We start from the raw sequence: 20,389 nt of genomic DNA, 5'->3' as shown, positions 1-20,389 counted from the left end.
CCCCCTCACCCGGATTGCTTCGCAATCCGACCTCTCCCCGCAGGCGGGGAGAGGTTTGCAGCCAGTCACGCGGCTGCCGTCATTGCGCCGATCTGCGGATCGAGCGCGCCGGTGCGATAACGCCGTGCCATCTCGGCGAGCGGCATGACCTTGATACGCGACGCGTTGCCGGCGGTGCCGAACTGTTCGAAGCGGTCGCGGCAGAGCGCGCGAAGCTCGTCCATCGCGGGCTTCAGGAATTTGCGCGGATCGAACTCGGTCCTGGTTTGCGTCGCGACCTTGCGGAACGCCGCCGCCATCGCCAGCCGGCAATCGGTGTCGATATTGACCTTGCGCACGCCATGCCTGATGCCGCGCACGATCTCATCGACCGGCACGCCCCAGGTCTGCGGCATCTCGCCGCCGAAGGCATTGAACATGTCCTGCAGCGGCTGCGGCACCGAGGACGAGCCGTGCATGACCAGATGCGTATTCGGCAGGCGGAGATGGATCTCCTCGATCACATGCATTGCCAGGATGGCGCCATCGGGCTGGCGCGAGAATTTGTAGGCGCCATGCGAGGTGCCCATCGCGACCGCGAGCGCATCCACCTTGGTAGCGCGGACGAAATCGACCGCCTGCGCCGGATCGGTCAGCAGCTGGTCGTGGCTGACCTCGCCTTCGACGCCGTGACCATCCTCCTGCTCGCCGCCGCCATGCTCGAGCGAGCCGAGCACGCCGAGCTCGCCTTCCACTGATGCCCCGACCCAATGCGCCATCTCCACCACGCGGCGGGTGATATCGACATTGTAGTCGTAGTCGGCCGCGGTCTTGGCATCGGCCTCGAGCGAGCCGTCCATCATCACGGAGGTGAAGCCGTGCCGGATTGCGGTGGCGCAGGTCGCCTCATCATTACCGTGGTCCTGATGCAGGCAGAGCGGGATCTGCGGGTACATCTCCTCCAGCGCGTCGATCATCTTCGCCAGCATGATGTCGCCGGCATAGGCGCGTGCGCCGCGCGAGGCCTGGATGATGACGGGGGCATCGACCGCGGCCGCCGCCTCCATGACCGCGAGCCCCTGTTCCATATTGTTGATGTTGAAAGCCGGCACGCCGTAGCCGCGCTCGGCGGCATGGTCCAGCAATTGCCTCAAGGTGATCCGTGCCATCGCTCTGTCTCCTGTTTGTTGTAGCGCTACGATGCACGCGCGCGAATGATGCCGCGCATCGCAGCATCGGCGACCGCCGCCGGCGTGATGCCGAATTCGCGGTAGAGCACCTCGGCCGGCGCCGACGCGCCGAAGCCGGTCATGCCGACGAACTCGCCGTCCTCGCCAAGCCAGCGCGCCCAGTCGCCTTCGATGGCGGCGTCGACGCCGATCCGCGGCGCGCTGCCCAGCACCTCGGCGCGATAGTCAGGGCCTTGTTTACGAAACAGATCGAAGCATGGCGCCGAGACCACTGCGGCGCGCACGCCCTCGGCGGCCAACAGCTTCGCTGCGGTGAGCACAATCGCAACCTCCGAACCGGTTGCGATCAAGGTGACATCGCGACCGCCATCCGGCTCCGCCACCACATAGGCGCCGCGCCCGACCCGATTTTCCTTCGACGCTTCGCGGCGGAAGGCCGGCAGTGCCTGTCGCGACAGGCACAGCACCGAGGGCTGCGTCTCCGCGCGCAGCGCGCAGTCCCAGGCTTCCGCGGTCTCGACCGCATCCGCCGGGCGAAACACCAGCAGATTCGGAATCGCGCGCAGCGACGCGAGATGCTCGACCGGCTGATGCGTCGGTCCGTCCTCGCCGAGCCCGATCGAGTCGTGCGTCATGACATGGATGACGCGGATGCCCATCAGCGCGGCCAGCCGGATCGCCGGGCGGCTATAATCCGCGAACGCCAGGAAGGTGCCGCCATAGGGAATGAAGCCGCCATGCAGCGCGATGCCGTTCATCGCGGCGGCCATGGCGTGCTCACGCACGCCGTAATGGATGTAGTTGCCGTCCATCGCGTCAGGCATGACGGGCGTCTGCGTCTTCGCTCTCGTCAGGTTCGAGTGGGTGAGGTCGGCGGAGCCGCCAAGCAGGTTCGGCAGCGCTAACGCGATCGCATCGATCACGCGCTGCGAGGCCTGCCGCGTCGCGATCGCAGGGCCGTCTTTCGCAAGCTGCGCGATCACCGCCGCCATCGCCGCGGCATAAGCCGCAGGCAGCTTCCGGTTCAGCGCGTCATGGCAGGCCGAGCGGCCGTCACTGGTGAGCCGTCGCGCCCGTTCTTTCCAGGCCTCGCGCGCAGCGTGGCCGCGGGCGCCGATGGCGCGCCAGCCGGTCGACACGTCAGCGGGAATCTCGAAGGGCTGATGTGGCCAATCGAGCGCCGCGCGCGTCTTCGCGATCTCCTCCGCGCCCAGCGGCGCGCCGTGCGCCTTCTCCGAGCCCTGTCGTCCCGGCGAGCCGAAGCCGATCGTGGTGCGGCAGGCGATCAGGCTCGGATGATAGCTGGTGCGCGCGGCGGCAATCGCCTGCTCGATTGCAGCCGGATCATGCCCGTCGATCCGGCAGGTCGCCCAGCCGGAAGCCGCGAAGCGCGCGAGCTGATCGTCCGAGCAGGCGAGCTGCGTGGTGCCGTCGATCGAGATGCCGTTGTCGTCGAACAGCACGATCAGGCGATTGAGCCTGAGATGACCGGCGAGCGAGATCGCCTCGTGGCTGAGGCCCTCCATCAGGCAGCCGTCGCCTGATATCACATATGTAAAATGATCGACCAGACCGTCGCCGTAGCGCGCATTCATCATGCGCTCGGCCAGCGCCATGCCGACGGCGGTGGCAAGCCCCTGGCCGAGCGGACCCGTGGTGGTCTCGACCCCCGGCGTGTGGCCGTATTCCGGATGGCCCGGCGTGTTCGATCCCCATTGCCGGAACGATTTCAGCTGATCGAGCGTGACGGCCTCGTAGCCCGTCAGATGCAGCAGCGCGTAGAGCAGCATCGAGCCATGGCCGGCCGACAGCACGAACCGGTCGCGATCCGGCCAGCAGGGATCGGCGGGATCGAACTTCAGGAAATGCCGATACAGCACGGTGGCGACATCGGCCATGCCCATCGGCATGCCGGGATGGCCCGACTTCGCCTTCTCCACCGCGTCGATGGCGAGGAAGCGCACAGCATTGGCCATCTCGGCGTGGCTGGGCTCGATTGTCGGAGCCACCGTTTGCAGGGCGATAGCAGTCATAGCGTGCGCCTCTTTCGTTCCATCATTTGCAGTATCAGCGGGGTGAGGATGAGCTGCATGGCGAGATCGAGCTTGGCGCCATGGATCACGATCGAATTGGCGCGCGACATGAAGCTGTGCGGGATCATCGAGAGCAGATAGGGGAAGTCGATGCCGCGCGGATTCTTCATGCGGATCACGACCATCGATTCGTCCGGCGTCGGGATCCAGCGTGCGATGAACGGATTGGAGGTATCGACCGTCGGCACCCGCTGGAAGTTGATGTCGGTCTCAGTGAATTGCGGGCAGATGTAGTGCACGTAGTCCGGCATCCGGCGCAGGATGGTGTCGGTCACCGCCTCGGTCGAATAGCCGCGCGAGCCGCGGTCGCGGTGCAGCTTCTGGATCCATTCGAGGTTGATGACGGGTACGACGCCGATCTTGAGGTCGGCATGCTGGGCGATGTTCACCTTGTCGGTGACGACAGCACCGTGCAGTCCCTCGTAGAACAAGAGATCCGACTCCTCCGGCAGCCGCGTCCAGTCGGTGAAGGTGCCGGGCTGGCCGCCATAGAGCCGTCCCTCCTCCTCGTCATGGATGTAGTGGCGCGTCATGCCGGTGCCGGACTCGGAATAGTCGCGGAACGTCCGCTCCAGATCCTCGAACAGATTGGTCTCGGGGCTGAAATGGCTGAGATGCTTGTTGCCGCGTTCCTGCTCCTCGACCAGCTTGCGGCGCATCTCCTCGCGGTCGTAGCGATGAAAGGCGTCGCCTTCGATGTAGGCGGCGTTGACGTTCTCGCGGCGGAAGATGGTCTCGAACGTCTTCTTCACCGAGGTAGTGCCGGCGCCCGAGGAGCCAGTGATGGAGATGATGGGATGACGGCGCGACATGTGACCTCGCTCTCGATGCGTTCAACGGAACAGGCCGCGGCGGGCAAACAGCGGCGCATCGCCGCTTTCGAACAGCGGCTCGATGCCCTCGCTCAGCATGTCGAAGTCGCGCACGGCGCGCGCATCGCCCATGATCAGGGGCGCGCGCTGGTGCGGTGAGCGTGCGGACAATTCGAGGATCCGCGTGCGGCCGTTGGAGGCGGCACCACCGGCCCACTCCATGATCAGCGCCATCGGATGTGCCTCATAGACCAGCCGCAGCCGCCCCTCGCGATAGCCGGGGCGCGCATCGGCGGGATAGAGAAACAGGCCGCCCCGCATCAGGATGCGATAGGCTTCGGCAACCAGCGACGCAATCCAGCGCATGTTGAAGTCGGCGCCGCGCGGACCGGGGGCGCCCATCAGGCATTCGTCCATGTAGTTGCGCACCGCGCCGTTCCAGTGGCGGCGGTTGGAGGCGTTGATGGCGAACTCCGCGGTATCCTGTGGGATGCGCAGGCCGCGCCGCGCCAGCACGAACTCGGCGGTCGCCGGATGCAGCACGAACAGATCGACGCGCCGGTCGAGCGCGAGCACCAGGCAGGTCTGCGGGCCGTAGATGAAGAAGCCGGCCGCGCACTGTGCGGTACCGGGCTCGAAGAAGCTGGAGAGGACGTCGCGCCCGCGCGGCCGGATCGAGAAGATGGTGCCGACCGAAATGTTGTTCTGCAGATTGGCCGAGCCGTCGAGCGGATCGATGGCGACACAGAACGGCGCGCCGGCGTCGACAACCTCTGGCGACTTGCCCTCCTCCGACAGTAGCCCCGCGACCGGCACCTTGTGCAACGCCCGGCGCATCATCTGGTCGGCGACGAGATCGAGCTCCTTCTGGACATCGCCGTCGGAATTGATGCTGCCGGCGTCCTCCATTACGGGACCGAGCGGACCGGCTGATATCACGCCGGCGAGGCTGCGCGCCGCGCCTGCAAGCGCCGCGACGATCGCGGCGCAGGCCGCACCGGATTCCTGCGCGGACGGCGATGCCGCGAGATGGACGTGCAATGTCGGGCGTTGGTCCAGACGCTGATCCATGAGCCGCTCCCTCCGCCGTCGTCCTGTTGTCAGGACTTGACGCCGCGGCGTCCGATCGGCGCCGCTTCCCTTGCACCCATCAACGCGCGAATTGCTCAATTAGTGAAATTTGTTTATCTTTGGATTGGCCAAAGTTTTACATATGGGAGGACACCCGATGGCCCGGCGTTTTTCGCGCGACCTGACCATCCGCCAGCTCCGCGCGCTCGCGGCCGTCCAAGAAGCTGGATCGGTGACCTCGGCGGCCGGCCGCTTGCATCTGACGCAGCCTGCGGTGACGCTGCAGATCCGCAATCTGCAGGAGCTGGCCGGGCTGCCGCTGATCCAGCGCACCGGCGACGGCATGGTCCTGACCGACGCCGGCCGCAGCGTGTTGGCGCTGGCCGAGCGGGTGGAGGCGGCGCTGCTCGATTGCGAGCAGACGCTCGACATGATTACCGGTCGCAGCGGCGGTCGGGTCTCGATCGGCGCGGTTTCGACGGCGAAATATTTCGTTCCCTTTGCCATCGCCGCCTTCTCCCGGCGGTTTCCCAAGATCGACGTCTCACTTCGGATCGGCAATCGCGAGGCCATTCGCGAGGCGCTGCGCGGCTATGATCTCGATATCGCCATCATGGGCCGGCCGCCGGAGGATCTGCAGGTCGAGATGCGGCTGCTCGGCAAGCATCCGCATCTCATCATCGCCGCGTCAGACCATCCGTTGGCAGCCCGCCGGAGGCCAGTTACGCTCGGCGAGCTGGCGTCCGAGGTCTTCATCACCCGCGAGGTCGGCTCCGGCACCCGCATGCTGATGCAGGGCTTCTTTCAGAAGAACGACCTGCAGCCCGCGATCGGCATGGAGATGGATAGCAACGAAACCATCAAGCAGGCAGTGATCGCGGGCCTCGGCATCGCGTTCATTTCGCAGCACACGGTCTCCCACGAGCTCGCCGACCGCCGCCTGGTTGCGCTCAGGGTGCCGGGGCTGCCGCTGATCCGGCAGTGGCACGCGATCCGGCGCGCCGACAAGGTGCTGCTGCCGCCGGCGCAGGCGATGCTGGAGTTCCTTGGTAAGGAGGGTGCGCGCTATCTGCCGGGCTGAGGCGCGCAGGGCCCCGGCGTGCTATCATGCCGATGATAAACCTCAACGAAGCGGCGGCCGCAAGCCGGCCTGCACGGAATGATCTGATCGCATGAATCTCTTCGTCATTGGCGTCGGCTACACGGTCAGTCGCCTGATCGCCACCCAGAACGCTGCTTTCAACCATATCTCGGGCACGGTGCGCAGTGCAGAGAAGCGCGCGCAGCTTGGTCCGCTCGATATCGATCTGTTCGATGGCAGCGCCGCCTCGCCCGCGACGCTCGCGAAAACCGCGGCGGCGGACGTCATCCTGATCTCGGCGCCTCCCGGTCCCGACGGAGACGATGTGCTCGATGCCTTCGGCGCGACGATCGCTGATGGTGCCGCGCGGCGCGTGGTGTATCTCTCCACGATCGGCGTCTATGGCGACCACGGCGGGGGGTGGATCGACGAGGACACCGCACCGCAGTCCGAACTCGACCGCACCATGGCGCGGCTCAATGTCGAGCGACGCTGGCGCGAACTGCTCGGCGATCGACTTGCGGTATTGCGGCTAGCGGGCATCTACGGGCCGGGCCGCAACGCGCTGCTGGAGCTGCGCCGCGGCCGCGCACGTCGTATCATCAAGCCCGGCCAGGTATTCAACCGTATCCATGCCGACGACATCGCCCGCGCGATCATGGGCGCCATCGCACGCGACCGCGGCGGCAGCTGGAACATCTGCGACGACGAGCCGGCGCCGCCTCAGGACGTGATCGCCTATGCGGCGGAGTTGATGGGCATCGCGCCGCCGCCGGAGCAACCGTTCGAGACCGCAGAGTTGTCGCCGATGGCGCGGAGTTTTTATGCCAGCAACCGGCGGGTCCGGAATATCAGGATGAAGCATGATCTCGGGGTGACGCTCGCCTATCCGACCTATCGCGCGGGGCTCGATGCGCTGTGGCAGGCGGGTGAAGGGCGCGTCTGACGGGCACACGGCTACGCTCGCGTTCACCGCTCCGTCACCAAACTTCGCTAGCGCTCAGCGTTCCCCAAGCTTGAGAGATCACGACATGTCTACTACCCTACCCATCCTGGGCGCCGCCCTTACCATCAACTCCATCCCCGCGCACCGCGAATGGCTGCTGGAGCGACAGCGCGATCTCGAGATTCAGGACTTCGTTTACCCGGAGATGCTCGACGGCGACTGGCGCGCGACCGCGGACAGGATCAAGGCCATGCTCGACGGCCACACCGGCCGCCGCGGCATTCATGGGCCGTTCTGGGGTTTCAAGATCGACAGCCAGGATCCGATGATCCGCGGCATGGTGACGAAGCGCCTGCTGCAGGGGCTGGAGATCGCCGAACATCTCGGCGCCACGCATATGGTGATTCATTCGCCCTATACGACCTGGGACCACAACAATCTCGACATGGTGGCGGATGCCCGCGGCAACATGATCGAGCGCGTCCGTGCGACGCTGCGCGAGGTGATCGTGCGCGCCGAAAACATCGGCTGCGATGTCGTGATCGAGAACATCGAGGACAAGGACCCGCATGATCGCGTCGAGCTGGCCCAGGCGCTCGGCAGCACAAACGTGCGGGTCTCGCTCGACACCGGGCACGCCAACTACGCGAACCACTCCACCGGCGCGCCGCCGGTCGACTTCTATGTCGAGGCGGCCGGCAACATGCTGGCCCATGTCCATCTGCAGGACACCGACGGCTACGCCGACCGCCACTGGGCACCCGGCGAAGGCAACATCCGCTGGGCGGCCGTATTCCGGGCGCTGGCGCGATTGACCTCCCGTCCGCGCCTGATTCTGGAATTGCGCGACCACGCCTGTGTGCGCGCCGGCGCGGCGCATCTCACGTCACTCGATCTCGCCGAGTGACGTGAGCCGGAATTTGTCGCTTACTCCCAGGACCAGCTCGAGAAGTCGTTCTCGAACTGTGGCACGTCTTTCCACATGCCCTTCAGCTTCTTGTTGGCGATGCTGATATATTGCGGCTGGTAGAGGAAACCGGCCGCGGCATCGGTCGCCAGCATGCGCTGGGCGTCGCCGAGCAACTTGGCGCGCTGCGCTTCGTCGGCCGTCGCGACGATCGACTGGTAGAGCTTGTCGAAGGCATCGGAGTGATAGCCGAAATAGTAGTTGCTCTCGGTGAACTTCACCAGGTCGAACGGCTCGACATGCGCGACGATGGTAAGGTCGAAATTGTGCGGGCCGCTGACGTTGAAGACCTGCGACAGCCACGCCGCCCATTCCAGGTTCTCGATCTTGGCGACGATGCCGACCTTGGCGAGCTCGGCGGCAAGCACCTCGCCTCCCTGCCGCGCGTAGCCCGGCGGCGGCAGCTTGAGGCTGAGCTCGAGCGGCGTGGCGATGCCGGCTTCGGCCAGCAGCTTCTTCGCCTTCTCCGGATCGTAGGGATTGATGTCGGTGGTATCGACATAGCCGAGCGAGCCCGGCACGTAGAAGCTGCCAATCGGCGTGCCCAGACCATCGGCGGCGCCCTCGATCATCGCCTTGCGATCGATCGCGGCCAAAATGGCGCGGCGGACGCGGACGTCGTCGAGCGGCTTCTTCTTGTTGTTGATGGTGACGATGGTCTTCGCCTTGGAGCCGCCGATCAGCACATTGAAGCGCGGATCGGCTTTGAACTGCGCCAGGCTGCGGCCGGCGGTGACGCGCGGGAATGCATCGACGTCACCCGACAGCAAGGAAGCGACCTGCGCGGAAGGATCCGAGATGAAGCGGATCGACACCTTGGCGAGCTTGATCGCAGCGGCGTTGCGATACTCCGGCCATTTGTTCAACGTGATCGATGAGCCCTTCGACCAGGCGCCGAGCGTGTAGGGTCCGGTGCCGACCGGCTTGGTCGCATCATCAGGCGCGCTCTTCGGCTCTACGATCGCCGCCGTCGCCTGTCCCAGCAGGAACGGCAGGTTCGGCTCGGCGTTCTTGAGCGCGATCACGACGGTATCGGCATCGGGCGCCGCGACGGACTCGAAGCTCTGGAACAGCGCCTTGTCCTTGTTGGTGCTGTCCTTCGCCGCGGCGCGATCGAACGAGAATTTCACGGCGGCGGAATCGAACGGCTCGCCATTCGAAAATTTGACGCCCTTGACCAGCTTGAAGGAGTAGGTCTTCAGGTCAGGCGACGCCTGCCAGCTCGCGGCGAGCAGCGGCGACACCGAAGAGTCCTGGTTGATCTTGGTCAGCGTCTCGTAGATGTTGTAAAGCGTCACTTCCGCAATCGCAGCCGCCGCCGCCGTGGTGGGATCGAGTCCCGGCGGCTCCAGCGCCATCGCCATGACGACGCTGTCCTTCTTGCTCTGCGCCTGCGCGGGCAGCGCGCTGGCCGCAAACGCGGCGGCAATGGTGACGATCGATAGTTTTTTCAGCATGCTTTCACTCCCCCGGACTAATTATCGAAGTTACGCGCCGTGTCGATCCGGCACAAGGGCCGAACCAGCCTCGGCGAGCGGCGGCAGCGCCATGACGGCCTCGGCCTTGTGGCACGCGGCCAGATGGTTCGGTCCGATCTCGTGCAAGCGCGGCGGGACGTCGCGGCAGTGCTGATCCGCCAGCGGGCAGCGCGGCGCATAGGGACAGCCACTGCCCGCAGCGGAATGCGATGCCGTCGCAAAAGCCTGGCGGCGCTGCCTGACCGCGCCGGCTTTCGCGCGGGGCACGGCGTCCAGCAGCGCACGCGTGTAGGGATGGGCACCGCATGCGAACAGGTCTTCCGAGCTGCCCTGCTCGACGACGCGGCCGAGATACATCACTACGATTTCGTCACAGAGATAGTCCACCACCGCGAGATCGTGGCTGATCAGGATGTAGCTCAAGCCGAACTGCTCCTGTAGGTCCTGCAGCAGATTGAGCACCTGGGCTTGCACCGAGACATCGAGCGCGCTGACCGGCTCATCGGCCACGATCAGCTTCGGCTGGGTGATCAGCGCGCGCGCGATCGCGATGCGCTGGCGCTGACCGCCGGAGAACTCGTGCGGATATTTGTCGATGTCGGCATCACGCAGGCCGACCTGGCGCAGCACGCCGGCGACGCGCTCGCGCAAACTGGCGCGATCGAGCTTGCCGAGTGCGGTCAGCGGCTCGGCGACGATGCGCGCGATGGTCTGGCGCGGATCGAGCGAGCCGTAGGGATCCTGGAATACCATCTGGAAGTCGCGCCGCGCACAGCGCAGCTCATCGGCGGGCATCGCGTTGAGATCGCGGCCCGACAGCAGCACCGAGCCGGAGGTCGGCCGCTCCAGCGCCATCACCAGGCGCGCGAAAGTCGACTTGCCCGAGCCGGATTCGCCGACCACTCCCAAGCTGCGTCCAGCCATCACCCGCACCGAGACGCCGTTCAGCGCCAGCACTTCCCCCGGCGCGCGCAGCAGGCTTTCGCGCGGCAGCTTATATCGCCGCACCAGATCCTTGACCTTGAGTAGCGGGACCTCAGGCATGTGCGCCGCATCGTTCATGCGCCGGCCTCCGCGACAGCGCCCGCCATCGAGACATCGGTGCGAATGCAGCGCACGCGATGATCGCCGCCGACGTCGATCGCGACCGGCAGCGCCGCGCGGCAGCGTTCGATCACGAACGAGCAACGGTCGGCGAAGGTGCAGCCCTTCGGCAGATCGGCGAGTTCAGGCACGGTGCCAGCGATGGTCGTGAGCCGCGTACCCTTCCCGGCGCCGAGCCGCGGCCGGGCGCGAAACAGCCCTTGCGTGTAGGGATGGCCCATCCGCGAGAACACCTGCGCGGTGGTGCCGCGCTCGACCACGGTGCCGCCATACATCACCATCATGCGCTGCACATTCTCGGCGATGACGCCCAGATCGTGGCTGATCAGGATCATCGCCATGCCGCGCTCTTCGACGAGATCGGCAATGAGGTCGAGAATCTGGCGCTGGATCGTGACGTCCAGCGCAGTGGTCGGCTCGTCGGCGATCAGCACGTCGGGCTGGCAGGCGAGCGCCATCGCAATGGTGACGCGCTGGCGCTGGCCGCCGGAGAGCTGATGCGGATAGGCATCGACACGTTTGGCCGCATCCGGCAGCCCGACGCGATCGAGCAGCGCGATCGCCTCTCTGCGCGCCTCCGCAGCAGAGAGCTTCTTGTGCCGGCGCAGCGGCTCGGCCACCTGCCGCCCGATCGTATGCATCGGATTGAGCGCGGTCATCGGCTCCTGGAAGATCATGCTGATGCGGTTGCCGCGCAGCCGGCAATAGTCTGGTTCGGTGAGGCCGACGAGTTCGCCGCCGTCGAGCCGGACGCTGCCGGAGACGATGGCGCTGTCCGGCAGCAGCCCCATCAGCGCCAGCGCCGTGATGGACTTGCCGCAGCCGGATTCGCCGACTAGTCCGAGCGTCTCGCCGCGCCTGAGCGCGAACGACACCTCGCGCACCGCCTGCGCGCGGCCGCGGCTGGTGTTGAGCGAGATGCCGAGGCCTTCGACCGCGATCAGCGGCGTATCGTTCGATTTGCTCATGCTCAGCGCTCCCGCGAAAGCCGCGGATCGAGCAGGTCGCGCAATCCATCGCCGAGCAGATTGAGGCCGAGCACGGCGATCGCGATCGCCATGCCCGGATAGACCGCGAGCATCGGCGCCTGAAACAGCAGGCTCTGCGCCTCGTTCAGCATGCGGCCCCAGGACGGCGTCGGCGGCTGGGTGCCGAGCCCGAGGTAGGACAAGGCGGCCTCGGCGAGAATCGCGAGCGCGAACTGGATGGTCGCCTGCACGATCAACACCGACATGACGTTGGGCAGCACGTGCTCGACGGTGATGCGGAAACGGCCCTTGCCGCAGGCGCGCGCGGCCAGCACGAATTCGCGCGCCCAGATCGCGCCGGCCGAGCCTCTGACGACCCGCACGAACACCGGGATCTGGAAGATGCCGATCGCGGTGATCGAGGTCACCATGCCCGGCCCGAACACGGCAGCGAGCATGATCGCCGATAGAACGGCAGGAAAGGCGAAGGTGAAATCGCTCATGCGCATGATGAGCTCCTCGGTCCAGCCGCGGCGCGCGGCCGCTGTTAGCCCGAGAGACACGCCGAAGCTGAGGCCAATCCCGACCGCGATGATTCCGACCAGGATAGTGGCGCGGGCGCCGACCAGCAGCAGCGAGACGATGTCACGCCCGAACACGTCGGTGCCGAGCCAATGCGACGCCGACGGCGGCTTCAGCTTGGAGAGGACGTCGATGTCATAGGCCGACCATGGCGTCCACACCAGCGACAGCAACGCAGCCCCGAGCACCAGCAGGCACAGCACGGTGCCGAGCACGAAGCTGCGGTGCCGCAGCGCACGGCGCCAGAAGCTGTTGGCGCGGATAGACGTGGCCGGTGCCAGCGGAATCGTCGACGACGCGCTCACAGCTCGTGCACCTTGATGCGCGGGTCGATGGCGGCATAGAGCACGTCGACCACGAAATTGACCACGATCACCATGCCTGCGAGCAGCATGACGCAGTTGCGCACCACGATCAGGTCGCGATTGGCGATGGACTGGAAGATCAGCCGGCCGAGCCCGGGCAGATAGAACACGTTCTCGATCACGATGGTGCCGGCCAGGAGATTGGCGAATTGCAGGCCCATCACCGTCATGACCGGGATCATGGCATTGCGCAGCACGTGCTGCCACAGCACCTCGCGCCGGCTCAGGCCCTTCGCGCGGGCGGTGCGGACGAAATCCTCGCGCAGCACCTCGAGCACGGCCGAACGCGTCACCCGGGCCAGGATCGCGGCCTGCACCACCGCCAGCGAGATGGCGGGCAGCAGCAGCGATTTTACACCCAGCCAGATGCCGTCGTCCCAGCCGGCAAAGCCGCCGGCCGAAAGCCATTGCAGCTTCACCGCAAACAGCAGGATCAGCAGGATGGCGAACCAGAAATTCGGCAACGCGATGCCGATCTGGGTCAGCGACATCACGCCGACATCGCCGAGCTTGTTGTGGTTGGCCGCTGTGTAGATCCCGGCCGCGAGCGCCAGCACCACCGTGATCGCCATCGACATGATCGCGAGCGGGATCGTTAGTGCCAGCCGTTCGGCGATCAGGCCGGCGACCGACGCGCCATAGGCGTAGCTGTTGCCGAGATCGCCGACCAGCATGCCCCCGATCCAGTGCGCGTAACGATAGAGCAGCGGCTGGTCGAGCCCGAGCTTGACCGTGAGCGCGCGGATCGCGTCCGGCGAGGCGTCGGCCCCCATCAGCGTCTCGGCCGCGTTGCCCGGCAAAGCATCGAGCACCAGGAAAATGATCACGGACGCCCCGACCAGTGTCGCCACCAGGGTCAGGAATCGCCGCAGGACGAATACGCTCATCGAGGCTCTTGTCTCAGTTTTTGGTCTCCTCCGTCGCGGCCGCACGTTCCACAGGTTCACGGCTGGATGCAAGCCCCGCGCGTGCGGATCGCCACGCGCCGGACGCGCGGCCCGGAATGGGGTCGCCGGGACGGCGATGCCGCTTCGCGAGCGGTGGATTATTTTGCGCCTCGCCGGACCGTTCGCCGCGCTTCGGCATTGTCTCTACCGACCACGTCCTGCTGGCGCCGCATTCCCAAAGCTGAGGTGCGGTGATAAGCGGGCATGATAGCGGCCGGCGGGATCGGGTTCCCAGCGGCGCGCCAACCGGATGGAAGCGGCTGAGGGATGGGCGAGCGCGTTCTTCTGGCAGATATCGGCGGCACCAATGCGCGGTTCGCGCTGCTGGACGACGGCGTGATCGGAGCGATCACGCATCTCAAGGTCGCGGATTTTCCGAGCTCGGTCGATGCGGTGGCGACCTTCCTGTCGCGCCATGAGGCCGGCGGCCCTGCCGCCGCCGCCGTGATGGACGTAGCCGGACCGATCGAGAACAATCGTTGCGCACTCACCAACAGCCATTGGATCATCGACGGCGCGGAATTGAAGTCGCGCTTCAACTTGCGCTCGGCAAAGCTGCTGAACGATTTCGAGGCGGTCGGCTGGTCGCTGCCGGCGCTGCAGCACGCCGATCTTTTTCCGCTCGGCGGCACGCAAGGCGTCGCCGGCGCCCCGATGCTGGTGATCGGCCCGGGCACCGGCTTTGGCGCCGCCTGCTACCTGCCCAATGAGGGCCGCCCGGCGGTCGCCGTCACCGAGGCCGGCCATGCCACCTTGCCGGTCACGACCGAGCGCGAGGCGCAGATCGTGGCCAAGATCCGCGAGCAGCTCGGCCATGTCTCGATCGAGCGCGGGGCGCTGTCCGGCATGGGCCTGGAGCATCTCTATCGCGCCATCGCCGCGCTCGACGGAGCCGCAGTGGCGCAGCGCGACGCGGCTGCGATCACGCAGTTGGCGCTCGACGGTAGCTGCGCGACCAGCAGCGCCACGCTCGATCAGTTCTGTACCTGGCTAGGCGCCGTCGCCGGCAATCTCGCGCTGACCTTCTGCGCCCGCGGCGGCGTCTTCATCGCCGGCGGCATTCCGCCGCGTTTTCCCGAGCGCGTCGCCCGATCCGCTTTCCGCAAGCAGTTCGAGAGCAAGGGCCGCTACGACGCATATTTGCGCCCGATCCCGGCCTATATCGTCACCAAGCCGGATATCAGCTTCCTCGGCCTGAAATCCTTCTTCGAGGCCGACGCGGCCGCCGGCGGCCGCTTGCCGGCCAACGAGCTCGCGACCTGATTGATCCGATACGTCATCGTCACCAACAGATCGGAGCGCATGATGTCTCAATCCTCACTTCGTGGCCGCACGGCCCTCGTCACCGGCGGCTCGCGCGGCATTGGCGCGGCGATCTGCCGTGCGCTGGCCGACGCCGGCGCTGACGTCGCGATCAATTATCGCGAGCGGGCTGATGCAGCCAAAAAGCTCGCGGCCGAGTTGCGGACCAAGGGCGTGAGCGCGACGCCGTTGCAGGCCGATGTGTCCGACGGCGATGCGGTCGCGAAAATGGTCGCCGCGGTCACAGCGGAGCTCGGTCCGATCGATCTGCTCGTCAACAATGCGGGCGTCGCCATCACCCGCGGCGTCGACGATCTCACCGAGGCCGATTTCGACCGCACCATCCTGGTCAATTTGAAATCGGCCTTCCTCTGCACCCAGGCCGTGCTGCCATCGATGCGCATGCGCAAATGGGGACGCATCGTCAACATCTCCTCGGGCGCCGCCCGCGGCGCGGGTTCGATCGGCCCGCACTACAATGCGTCAAAGGCCGGCATGGAGGGATTGACGCGCGGCTACGCGGCACGGCTGGTCAAGGAGGGCATCACAGTCAATGCAGTCGCGCCGTCCTTGATCGAGACCGACATGATGAAGGGCCAGCCGAATCTCGTCAGCCGCATTCCGCTCGGCCGCTTCGGCACCGCCGACGAGGTCGCCAAGGCCGTGATGCTGTTGGTCGACAATCCCTACATGACCGGCCAGACCATCGCGCTCAGCGGCGGCATGGCGTTCAATTGAGGTCATAAGCCTTCATTGCGAGAAGCCAAAGGCCGCGAAGCAGTCCAGAATATTCGTATGATTGCTTCGCTTCGCTCGCAATGAACAATTCCGGGGCGTGCGAAGCGGGAGCGCCGCGTACACGATTAGCTTGCCGCGATTTAATCTGTTCGACAGGACAAATTAATGCAACGGCCAGCGTGTCGTAATGGGTCGATCGTTAGATCTCTATCGAAGCCTGAAGGGCTCGACATCCTTTCCTTCCTGGAGATTACGATCATGACAGGTTCACATGGACAACACCGCAAGTTCTTCGCTGGCCGGCGCCTTGCGCTGCTCGGTTCCGTTGCGGTTCTCGGCTCAGCGCTTGCCTTTGGTCCGATGGGCTACGGACATTTTACTGAGAGCGCGCATGCCGCAACGACGTCGCAGACGACGCAGCAGGGTCCGAACGGCTTTGCGGATCTGGTCAGCAAGGTGAAACCCGCCGTCATCTCGGTACGCGTGCAGCTCGACGAAACGCCCGACGTCAGCATGCTGAGCCGCAACGGCGAGAACGAAGACATGCCGAACGACTTCCGAGGCACGCCGTTCGAGCGCTTCTTCCAACAATTTGGTGAGGGCAACGGTCAGCAGATGCAGCACCAGCGCCATCAGCTCATTACCGGCGTCGGCTCCGGCTTCTTCATTTCCGCCGACGGCTATGCGGTTACCAACAATCACGTCGTCGACCACGCCAAGACCGTACAGGTCACGACCGATGACGGCAAGACCTACACCGCCAAGGTGATCGGCACAGACCCGAAGACCGATCTCGCGCTGATCAAGGTCGAGGGCGGAAGCGACTTCACCTTCGTCAATCTAGAGACGCAGCGGCCGCGGATCGGCGACTGGGTGGTTGCGGTCGGCAATCCCTACGGCCTTGGTGGCACCGTCACCGCCGGCATCATTTCCGCCGAAGGCCGCGACATCGGGTCCGGACCTTATGACAACTACCTGCAGATCGACGCACCGATCAACAAGGGTAACTCCGGCGGCCCGACGTTCGACACCAACGGCAACGTGGTCGGCGTCAACACCGCGATCTACTCGCCATCGGGCGGCTCGATCGGCATCGGCTTCGACATCCCCGCCGCGACAGTCAAGAACGTGATCGCGCAGCTCAAGGACAAGGGCGTGGTGACGCGCGGCTGGCTCGGCGTGCAGGTGCAGCCGGTCTCGGCCGGCATCGCCGAGAGCCTCGGGTTGAAGAACGCGTCAGGCGCACTGGTCGACGAGGCCAAGCCCGACACACCGGCGGCCAAAGCCGGTATCCAGGCAGGCGACGTGATCACGGCCGTCAATGGCAATACGATCAAGGATTCCCGCGCCCTGGCGCGCGAGATTTCCGGGATGGGCCCCGGCAGCAGCGCCAAGCTCGATATCCTGCGCAAGGGTGAGCAGAAGACCATCACCGTGACCCTGGCGACGATGCCGGGCGAGCATCAGAAGCAGGCCAATGCCGACACCGGTAGCGAGGACAACGGCTCGGTGCCCGGCGTGCCGCATCTCGGCCTTTCGGTGGCACCGGCCAGCGAGGTCGCAGGCGCCGGAGCCAAGGGCGTCGTGATCACCGGCGTCGACCCCGAAGGCCCTGCCGCCGAGCACGGCCTGCAATCGGGCGACGTCATCCTCGATGTCGCGGGCCAGAGCGTCGGCAGCGTCTCCGAACTGCGCAGCGCCTTGTCGGATGCCAAGTCCGGCGGCAAGCACGACGTGCTGATGCGGGTCAAGTCCGCCAACAACACGCACTATGTGGCGGTGCCGATCGGCTAAGCTCTCTCCTCGTCATTCCGGGGCAAGGCCGAAAGGCCTTGAACCCGGAATCTCGAGATTGCCTTGCTCAACTCATTATATATCGAGATTCCGGGTTCGATGCTTCCGCATCGCCCCGGAATGACGTGCTGCTGACGATCATCTCGCCTCCTCGAACCCCGCCAACACCGCCGTGAGGTTCTGCCCCAGAATATCCGAGAGATAGCCGCCTTCCTGCACCAGCACGGTCGGCAAGCCCAATTGCGCCAGCGCGGCGCCGATGCGGCGGAAGCCTGGCGTGGTGACGGCGAGGCCGGCGAGCGGATCGTGCTCGGAGGCATCGAGGCCGAGCGCCACCACCAGCGCTGTCGGCGCGAAGGCGTGGATCATCCTGGCCGCGGTCTCCAGCGCTGTGATGTAGGCATCGTCGCCGGTCTTCAGCGGCAGCGGGATGTTGAGATTGGCGCCCAGCCCCGCGCCCTGCCCGCGCTCGTGCGCATGGCCCCAGACGAAGGGATAGTAGGACACGGGATCGGCGTGGATCGACACCGTCAGCACGTCGGGCCGTTCGTAGAAGATGCCCTGGGTGCCGTTACCGTGATGGACGTCGACGTCGAGGATCGCGACGCGCTCATGGCGCTGGCGCAAATGCGCCGCCGCGATGGCTGAATTGTTCATGAAGCAAAAACCGGAGGCGAGATCGCGATAGGCGTGATGCCCGGGCGGCCGACACAGCGCATAGACCGCATCCTCGCCGTCCAGCGCCATCTGCGCCGCCGTCACAGCGACATCGGTCGCGGCGCAGGCGCCCGCCCAGGTGCCCGGACCAATCGGCGCCGACGTGTCGGTCGTGTGCCAGCCGAGCCGGCCGACGATATGGGTCGGATAGGTCGCTTCGTTGCGCACTGGATGCATGTTCGGGATCATCTCGGAGCCGGCGTCAGGCAGCGCCGCCCAAGCCTCCCAGGCCTCTTCGAGGAAGTTGAGATATTCCGGGCTGTGCACCCGCGCCCGCGGGCCCTGCCCGAACGCGGTCGGCGCTACCAATTCATGCTTACCGGCCTTCAATCCCGCCAGCAGGCGATCGGCGCGCTCCGGCTGCTCGGTCGTGCGCTTGACGACGCCGCGCACCAGATAGAATTGCGGATCGTGGTTACGATGCAGCTCGGTATGGACGGCCTTCACGCGAATTGCTCCTGTTCGATCCCCGCCGAATTGTGCATGCGCGACCACGAAGCACAAGCGCGGAGCGCCTGACGCTTAATACATCCATGACCGCCTTCCACGCCGACACGAAGCGAGGCGTCTCGCGCGGTGCGAGCAGCCCATCCGGGCTGAACATGCCAGCGCGATACCGTTGACGCCGGCTACGAAACCCGATCAATCCAAAATTTGTATTGATCGATACCGGTTTCGGCTTAGACCCCTCCCTGACATCTCTCTAGGAAGGTTCTCGAGGAACGTTTCAGGAGAACTGTGCCGATGAGCACAATTGCGTCTGTGGCCGAGGTGCGTCGAACGCGCGTCCGCCTTTTCATCGTGACCATGCTGTTTCTGGTCACCACTGTGAACTATGCCGATCGCGCCACGCTCTCGATCGCGGGCCCCGCGCTCTCCAAGGAACTCGGTCTTGATCCGGTCGCCCTCGGCTACGTGCTCTCGGCGTTCGGCTGGTCCTATGTGGTCGCGCAGGTGCCGGGCGGCTGGCTGCTCGATCGCTTCGGCTCGCGCTGGGTCTATGCCGTCAGCATCCTGATCTGGTCGGTGTTCACGATGATGCAGGGCTGGGTCGGCTTCCTGAGCGGCGGTCTCGCGGTGGCAACGCTGTTCGCGCTGCGGCTGATGGTCGGTTTCGCCGAGGCGCCGTCATTCCCGGCCAACGCGCGCGTCGTGGCCGCCTGGTTCCCGAGCAACGAGCGCGGCACCGCCTCGGCGTTCTTCAATTCCGGACAGTATTTCGCCACCGTGATCTTCGCGCCGCAGATGGGCTGGATCGCGCATGAATTCGGCTGGCGCCACGTCTTCACGGTGATGGGCGCGCTCGGCCTGGGCATGGGCGTGCTCTGGATCAAGACCATGTACGATCCGAAGGAGCATCCGGCGGTCAACGAAGCCGAGCTCGACTATATCCGCGAGGGCGGCGCGCTAGTCGACATCGCCGGCAGCAACGCCGCGCAGGCTTCGAGCGGCCCGAAATGGTCGTATATCGGCCAGTTGCTGCAGAACCGCATGATGCTTGGCGTCTATCTTGGCCAGTACTGCATCAACACGCTGACCTACTTCTTCCTGACTTGGTTTCCGATCTATCTGGTCAAGCAGCGCGGGCTCTCGATCCTGCAGGCTGGCTTCGTCGCCACCGTGCCCGCACTGTGCGGCTTCATCGGCGGCGTGCTCGGCGGCTTCATCTCGGACGCGATCCTGCGCAAGACCGGCTCGCTGACCCTGGCGCGCAAGACGCCGATCGTCGGCGGCATGCTGTTGTCGATGGCGATCATCGGCTGCAACTACGTCGATAGCCAAGCCTTGATCGTCGGCTTCATGGCGGTCGCCTTCTTCGGCAAGGGCATCGGCGCGCTCGGCTGGGCCGTCGTCTCCGACACCTCGCCGAAGGAGGCCGGCGGCGTCTCCGGCGGCCTGTTCAACATGTTCGGCAACCTCTCGAGCATCTCCACCCCGATCGTGATCGGCTACATCGTCGGTGGCACCGGCTCGTTCAACGGCGCGCTGATCTTCGTCGGCCTCAACGCGCTGGTGGCCGCGATCGCCTACCTCTTCATCGTCGGCAAGATCGAGCGGGTGCAGTTGCGAACCGCCAACGCGACACCCGAAGTATTCAACTGACCTCCTGAGCACCACAATCGTGCTCGACTTGACGGCGGCCACTGGCCGCCGTTTTTTTTTGCGCCCACCCACCGCTGTCATCGTCCGCGCAGGCGGGCGATCCAGTACTCCGCGGCGGTCGTGATTCGCCGGGAAGCCGCGGCGTACTGGAT

17 protein-coding genes are annotated in these 20,389 nt (G+C 65.7%); 7 read left to right on the top strand and 10 right to left on the bottom strand.

The window, feature by feature from the left end; genetic code table 11:
• Positions 1 to 65 precede the first annotated feature (65 nt).
• The 4 genes from fba to WA702_RS07445 are packed head-to-tail and all read right to left on the bottom strand — an operon-like array spanning position 66 to position 5,145.
• The gene (gene fba, locus WA702_RS07460) at positions 66 to 1,148 is read right to left on the bottom strand and encodes a class II fructose-bisphosphate aldolase (protein WP_425109888.1); all 1,083 of its coding nucleotides are present in this window, start codon (positions 1,146 to 1,148) and stop codon (positions 66 to 68) included.
• Positions 1,149 to 1,174: 26 nt separating this feature from the next.
• Positions 1,175 to 3,202: a transketolase gene (tkt, locus tag WA702_RS07455; protein WP_425109887.1), complete on the bottom strand. Its 2,028-nt coding sequence runs from the start codon at positions 3,200 to 3,202 to the stop codon at positions 1,175 to 1,177.
• Positions 3,199 to 4,074 (bottom strand): phosphoribulokinase, encoded by an 876-nt coding sequence (locus tag WA702_RS07450; protein ID WP_425109886.1) that lies wholly within the window; start codon positions 4,072 to 4,074, stop codon positions 3,199 to 3,201. Before WA702_RS07450 ends, tkt begins: the two co-directional genes overlap by 4 nt.
• Before the next feature lie 21 nt (positions 4,075 to 4,095).
• Complete coding sequence (locus tag WA702_RS07445; RefSeq protein WP_425109885.1) at positions 4,096 to 5,145, bottom strand: class 1 fructose-bisphosphatase; 1,050 nt, start codon at positions 5,143 to 5,145, stop codon at positions 4,096 to 4,098.
• A gap of 157 nt (positions 5,146 to 5,302) precedes the next feature.
• Here WA702_RS07445 and WA702_RS07440 point away from each other — a divergent pair, with 157 nt between their 5' ends.
• The 3 genes from WA702_RS07440 (at position 5,303) to WA702_RS07430 (ending at position 8,079) form a co-directional block, all read left to right on the top strand.
• Entirely contained in the window at positions 5,303 to 6,226 is a 924-nt protein-coding gene (locus tag WA702_RS07440) for a LysR family transcriptional regulator (RefSeq protein WP_425109884.1), read from the top strand.
• Positions 6,227 to 6,317: 91 nt separating this feature from the next.
• A complete protein-coding gene (locus WA702_RS07435) occupies positions 6,318 to 7,172 on the top strand; it encodes an NAD(P)-dependent oxidoreductase (RefSeq protein WP_425109883.1) in 855 nt (284 codons plus the stop codon).
• 85 nt (positions 7,173 to 7,257) lie between these two features.
• Positions 7,258 to 8,079, top strand: a complete 822-nt coding sequence (locus WA702_RS07430; RefSeq protein ID WP_425109882.1) for a sugar phosphate isomerase/epimerase family protein — start codon at positions 7,258 to 7,260, stop codon at positions 8,077 to 8,079.
• A gap of 20 nt (positions 8,080 to 8,099) precedes the next feature.
• On the opposite strand, the gene WA702_RS07425 is transcribed toward WA702_RS07430, so the two are convergent.
• The 5 genes from WA702_RS07425 to WA702_RS07405 are packed head-to-tail and all read right to left on the bottom strand — an operon-like array spanning position 8,100 to position 13,523.
• Complete coding sequence (locus tag WA702_RS07425) at positions 8,100 to 9,596, bottom strand: ABC transporter substrate-binding protein (RefSeq protein ID WP_425109881.1); 1,497 nt, start codon at positions 9,594 to 9,596, stop codon at positions 8,100 to 8,102.
• Between the two features lie 30 nt (positions 9,597 to 9,626).
• The gene (locus WA702_RS07420; protein ID WP_425109889.1) at positions 9,627 to 10,661 is read right to left on the bottom strand and encodes an ABC transporter ATP-binding protein; all 1,035 of its coding nucleotides are present in this window, start codon (positions 10,659 to 10,661) and stop codon (positions 9,627 to 9,629) included.
• Between the two features lie 14 nt (positions 10,662 to 10,675).
• Complete coding sequence (locus tag WA702_RS07415) at positions 10,676 to 11,689, bottom strand: ABC transporter ATP-binding protein (protein ID WP_425109880.1); 1,014 nt, start codon at positions 11,687 to 11,689, stop codon at positions 10,676 to 10,678.
• A 2-nt stretch (positions 11,690 to 11,691) separates the two neighbouring features.
• Complete coding sequence (locus WA702_RS07410) at positions 11,692 to 12,576, bottom strand: ABC transporter permease (protein ID WP_425109879.1); 885 nt, start codon at positions 12,574 to 12,576, stop codon at positions 11,692 to 11,694.
• Positions 12,573 to 13,523: an ABC transporter permease gene (locus WA702_RS07405; protein ID WP_425109878.1), complete on the bottom strand. Its 951-nt coding sequence runs from the start codon at positions 13,521 to 13,523 to the stop codon at positions 12,573 to 12,575. Before WA702_RS07405 ends, WA702_RS07410 begins: the two co-directional genes overlap by 4 nt.
• Positions 13,524 to 13,850: 327 nt before the next feature.
• Between WA702_RS07405 and glk the strand changes: the two genes are divergently transcribed.
• From glk to WA702_RS07390, 3 genes are all read left to right on the top strand, one after another.
• Positions 13,851 to 14,846 carry a glucokinase gene (gene glk, locus WA702_RS07400; protein ID WP_425109877.1) on the top strand — a complete coding sequence of 332 codons (996 nt, stop codon included), beginning with the start codon at positions 13,851 to 13,853 and terminating at the stop codon, positions 14,844 to 14,846.
• Positions 14,847 to 14,888: 42 nt separating this feature from the next.
• Positions 14,889 to 15,623, top strand: a complete 735-nt coding sequence (locus WA702_RS07395; protein ID WP_425109876.1) for an SDR family NAD(P)-dependent oxidoreductase — start codon at positions 14,889 to 14,891, stop codon at positions 15,621 to 15,623.
• 258 nt (positions 15,624 to 15,881) lie between these two features.
• Complete coding sequence (locus WA702_RS07390) at positions 15,882 to 17,417, top strand: Do family serine endopeptidase (RefSeq protein WP_425109875.1); 1,536 nt, start codon at positions 15,882 to 15,884, stop codon at positions 17,415 to 17,417.
• 138 nt (positions 17,418 to 17,555) lie between these two features.
• Here the strand turns inward: WA702_RS07390 and WA702_RS07385 are convergent, their stop codons facing one another.
• Positions 17,556 to 18,581 carry a histone deacetylase family protein gene (locus tag WA702_RS07385; protein ID WP_425109874.1) on the bottom strand — a complete coding sequence of 342 codons (1,026 nt, stop codon included), beginning with the start codon at positions 18,579 to 18,581 and terminating at the stop codon, positions 17,556 to 17,558.
• A gap of 297 nt (positions 18,582 to 18,878) precedes the next feature.
• Between WA702_RS07385 and WA702_RS07380 the strand changes: the two genes are divergently transcribed.
• The gene (locus WA702_RS07380) at positions 18,879 to 20,237 is read left to right on the top strand and encodes an MFS transporter (RefSeq protein WP_425109873.1); all 1,359 of its coding nucleotides are present in this window, start codon (positions 18,879 to 18,881) and stop codon (positions 20,235 to 20,237) included.
• Positions 20,238 to 20,389 lie beyond the last annotated feature (152 nt).

Source organism: Bradyrhizobium sp., from assembly GCF_049798375.1.
In the GTDB taxonomy this organism is placed as follows: Bacteria; Pseudomonadota; Alphaproteobacteria; order Rhizobiales; family Xanthobacteraceae; genus Bradyrhizobium.
This window is presented reverse-complemented; position numbering and strand designations above follow the sequence as displayed.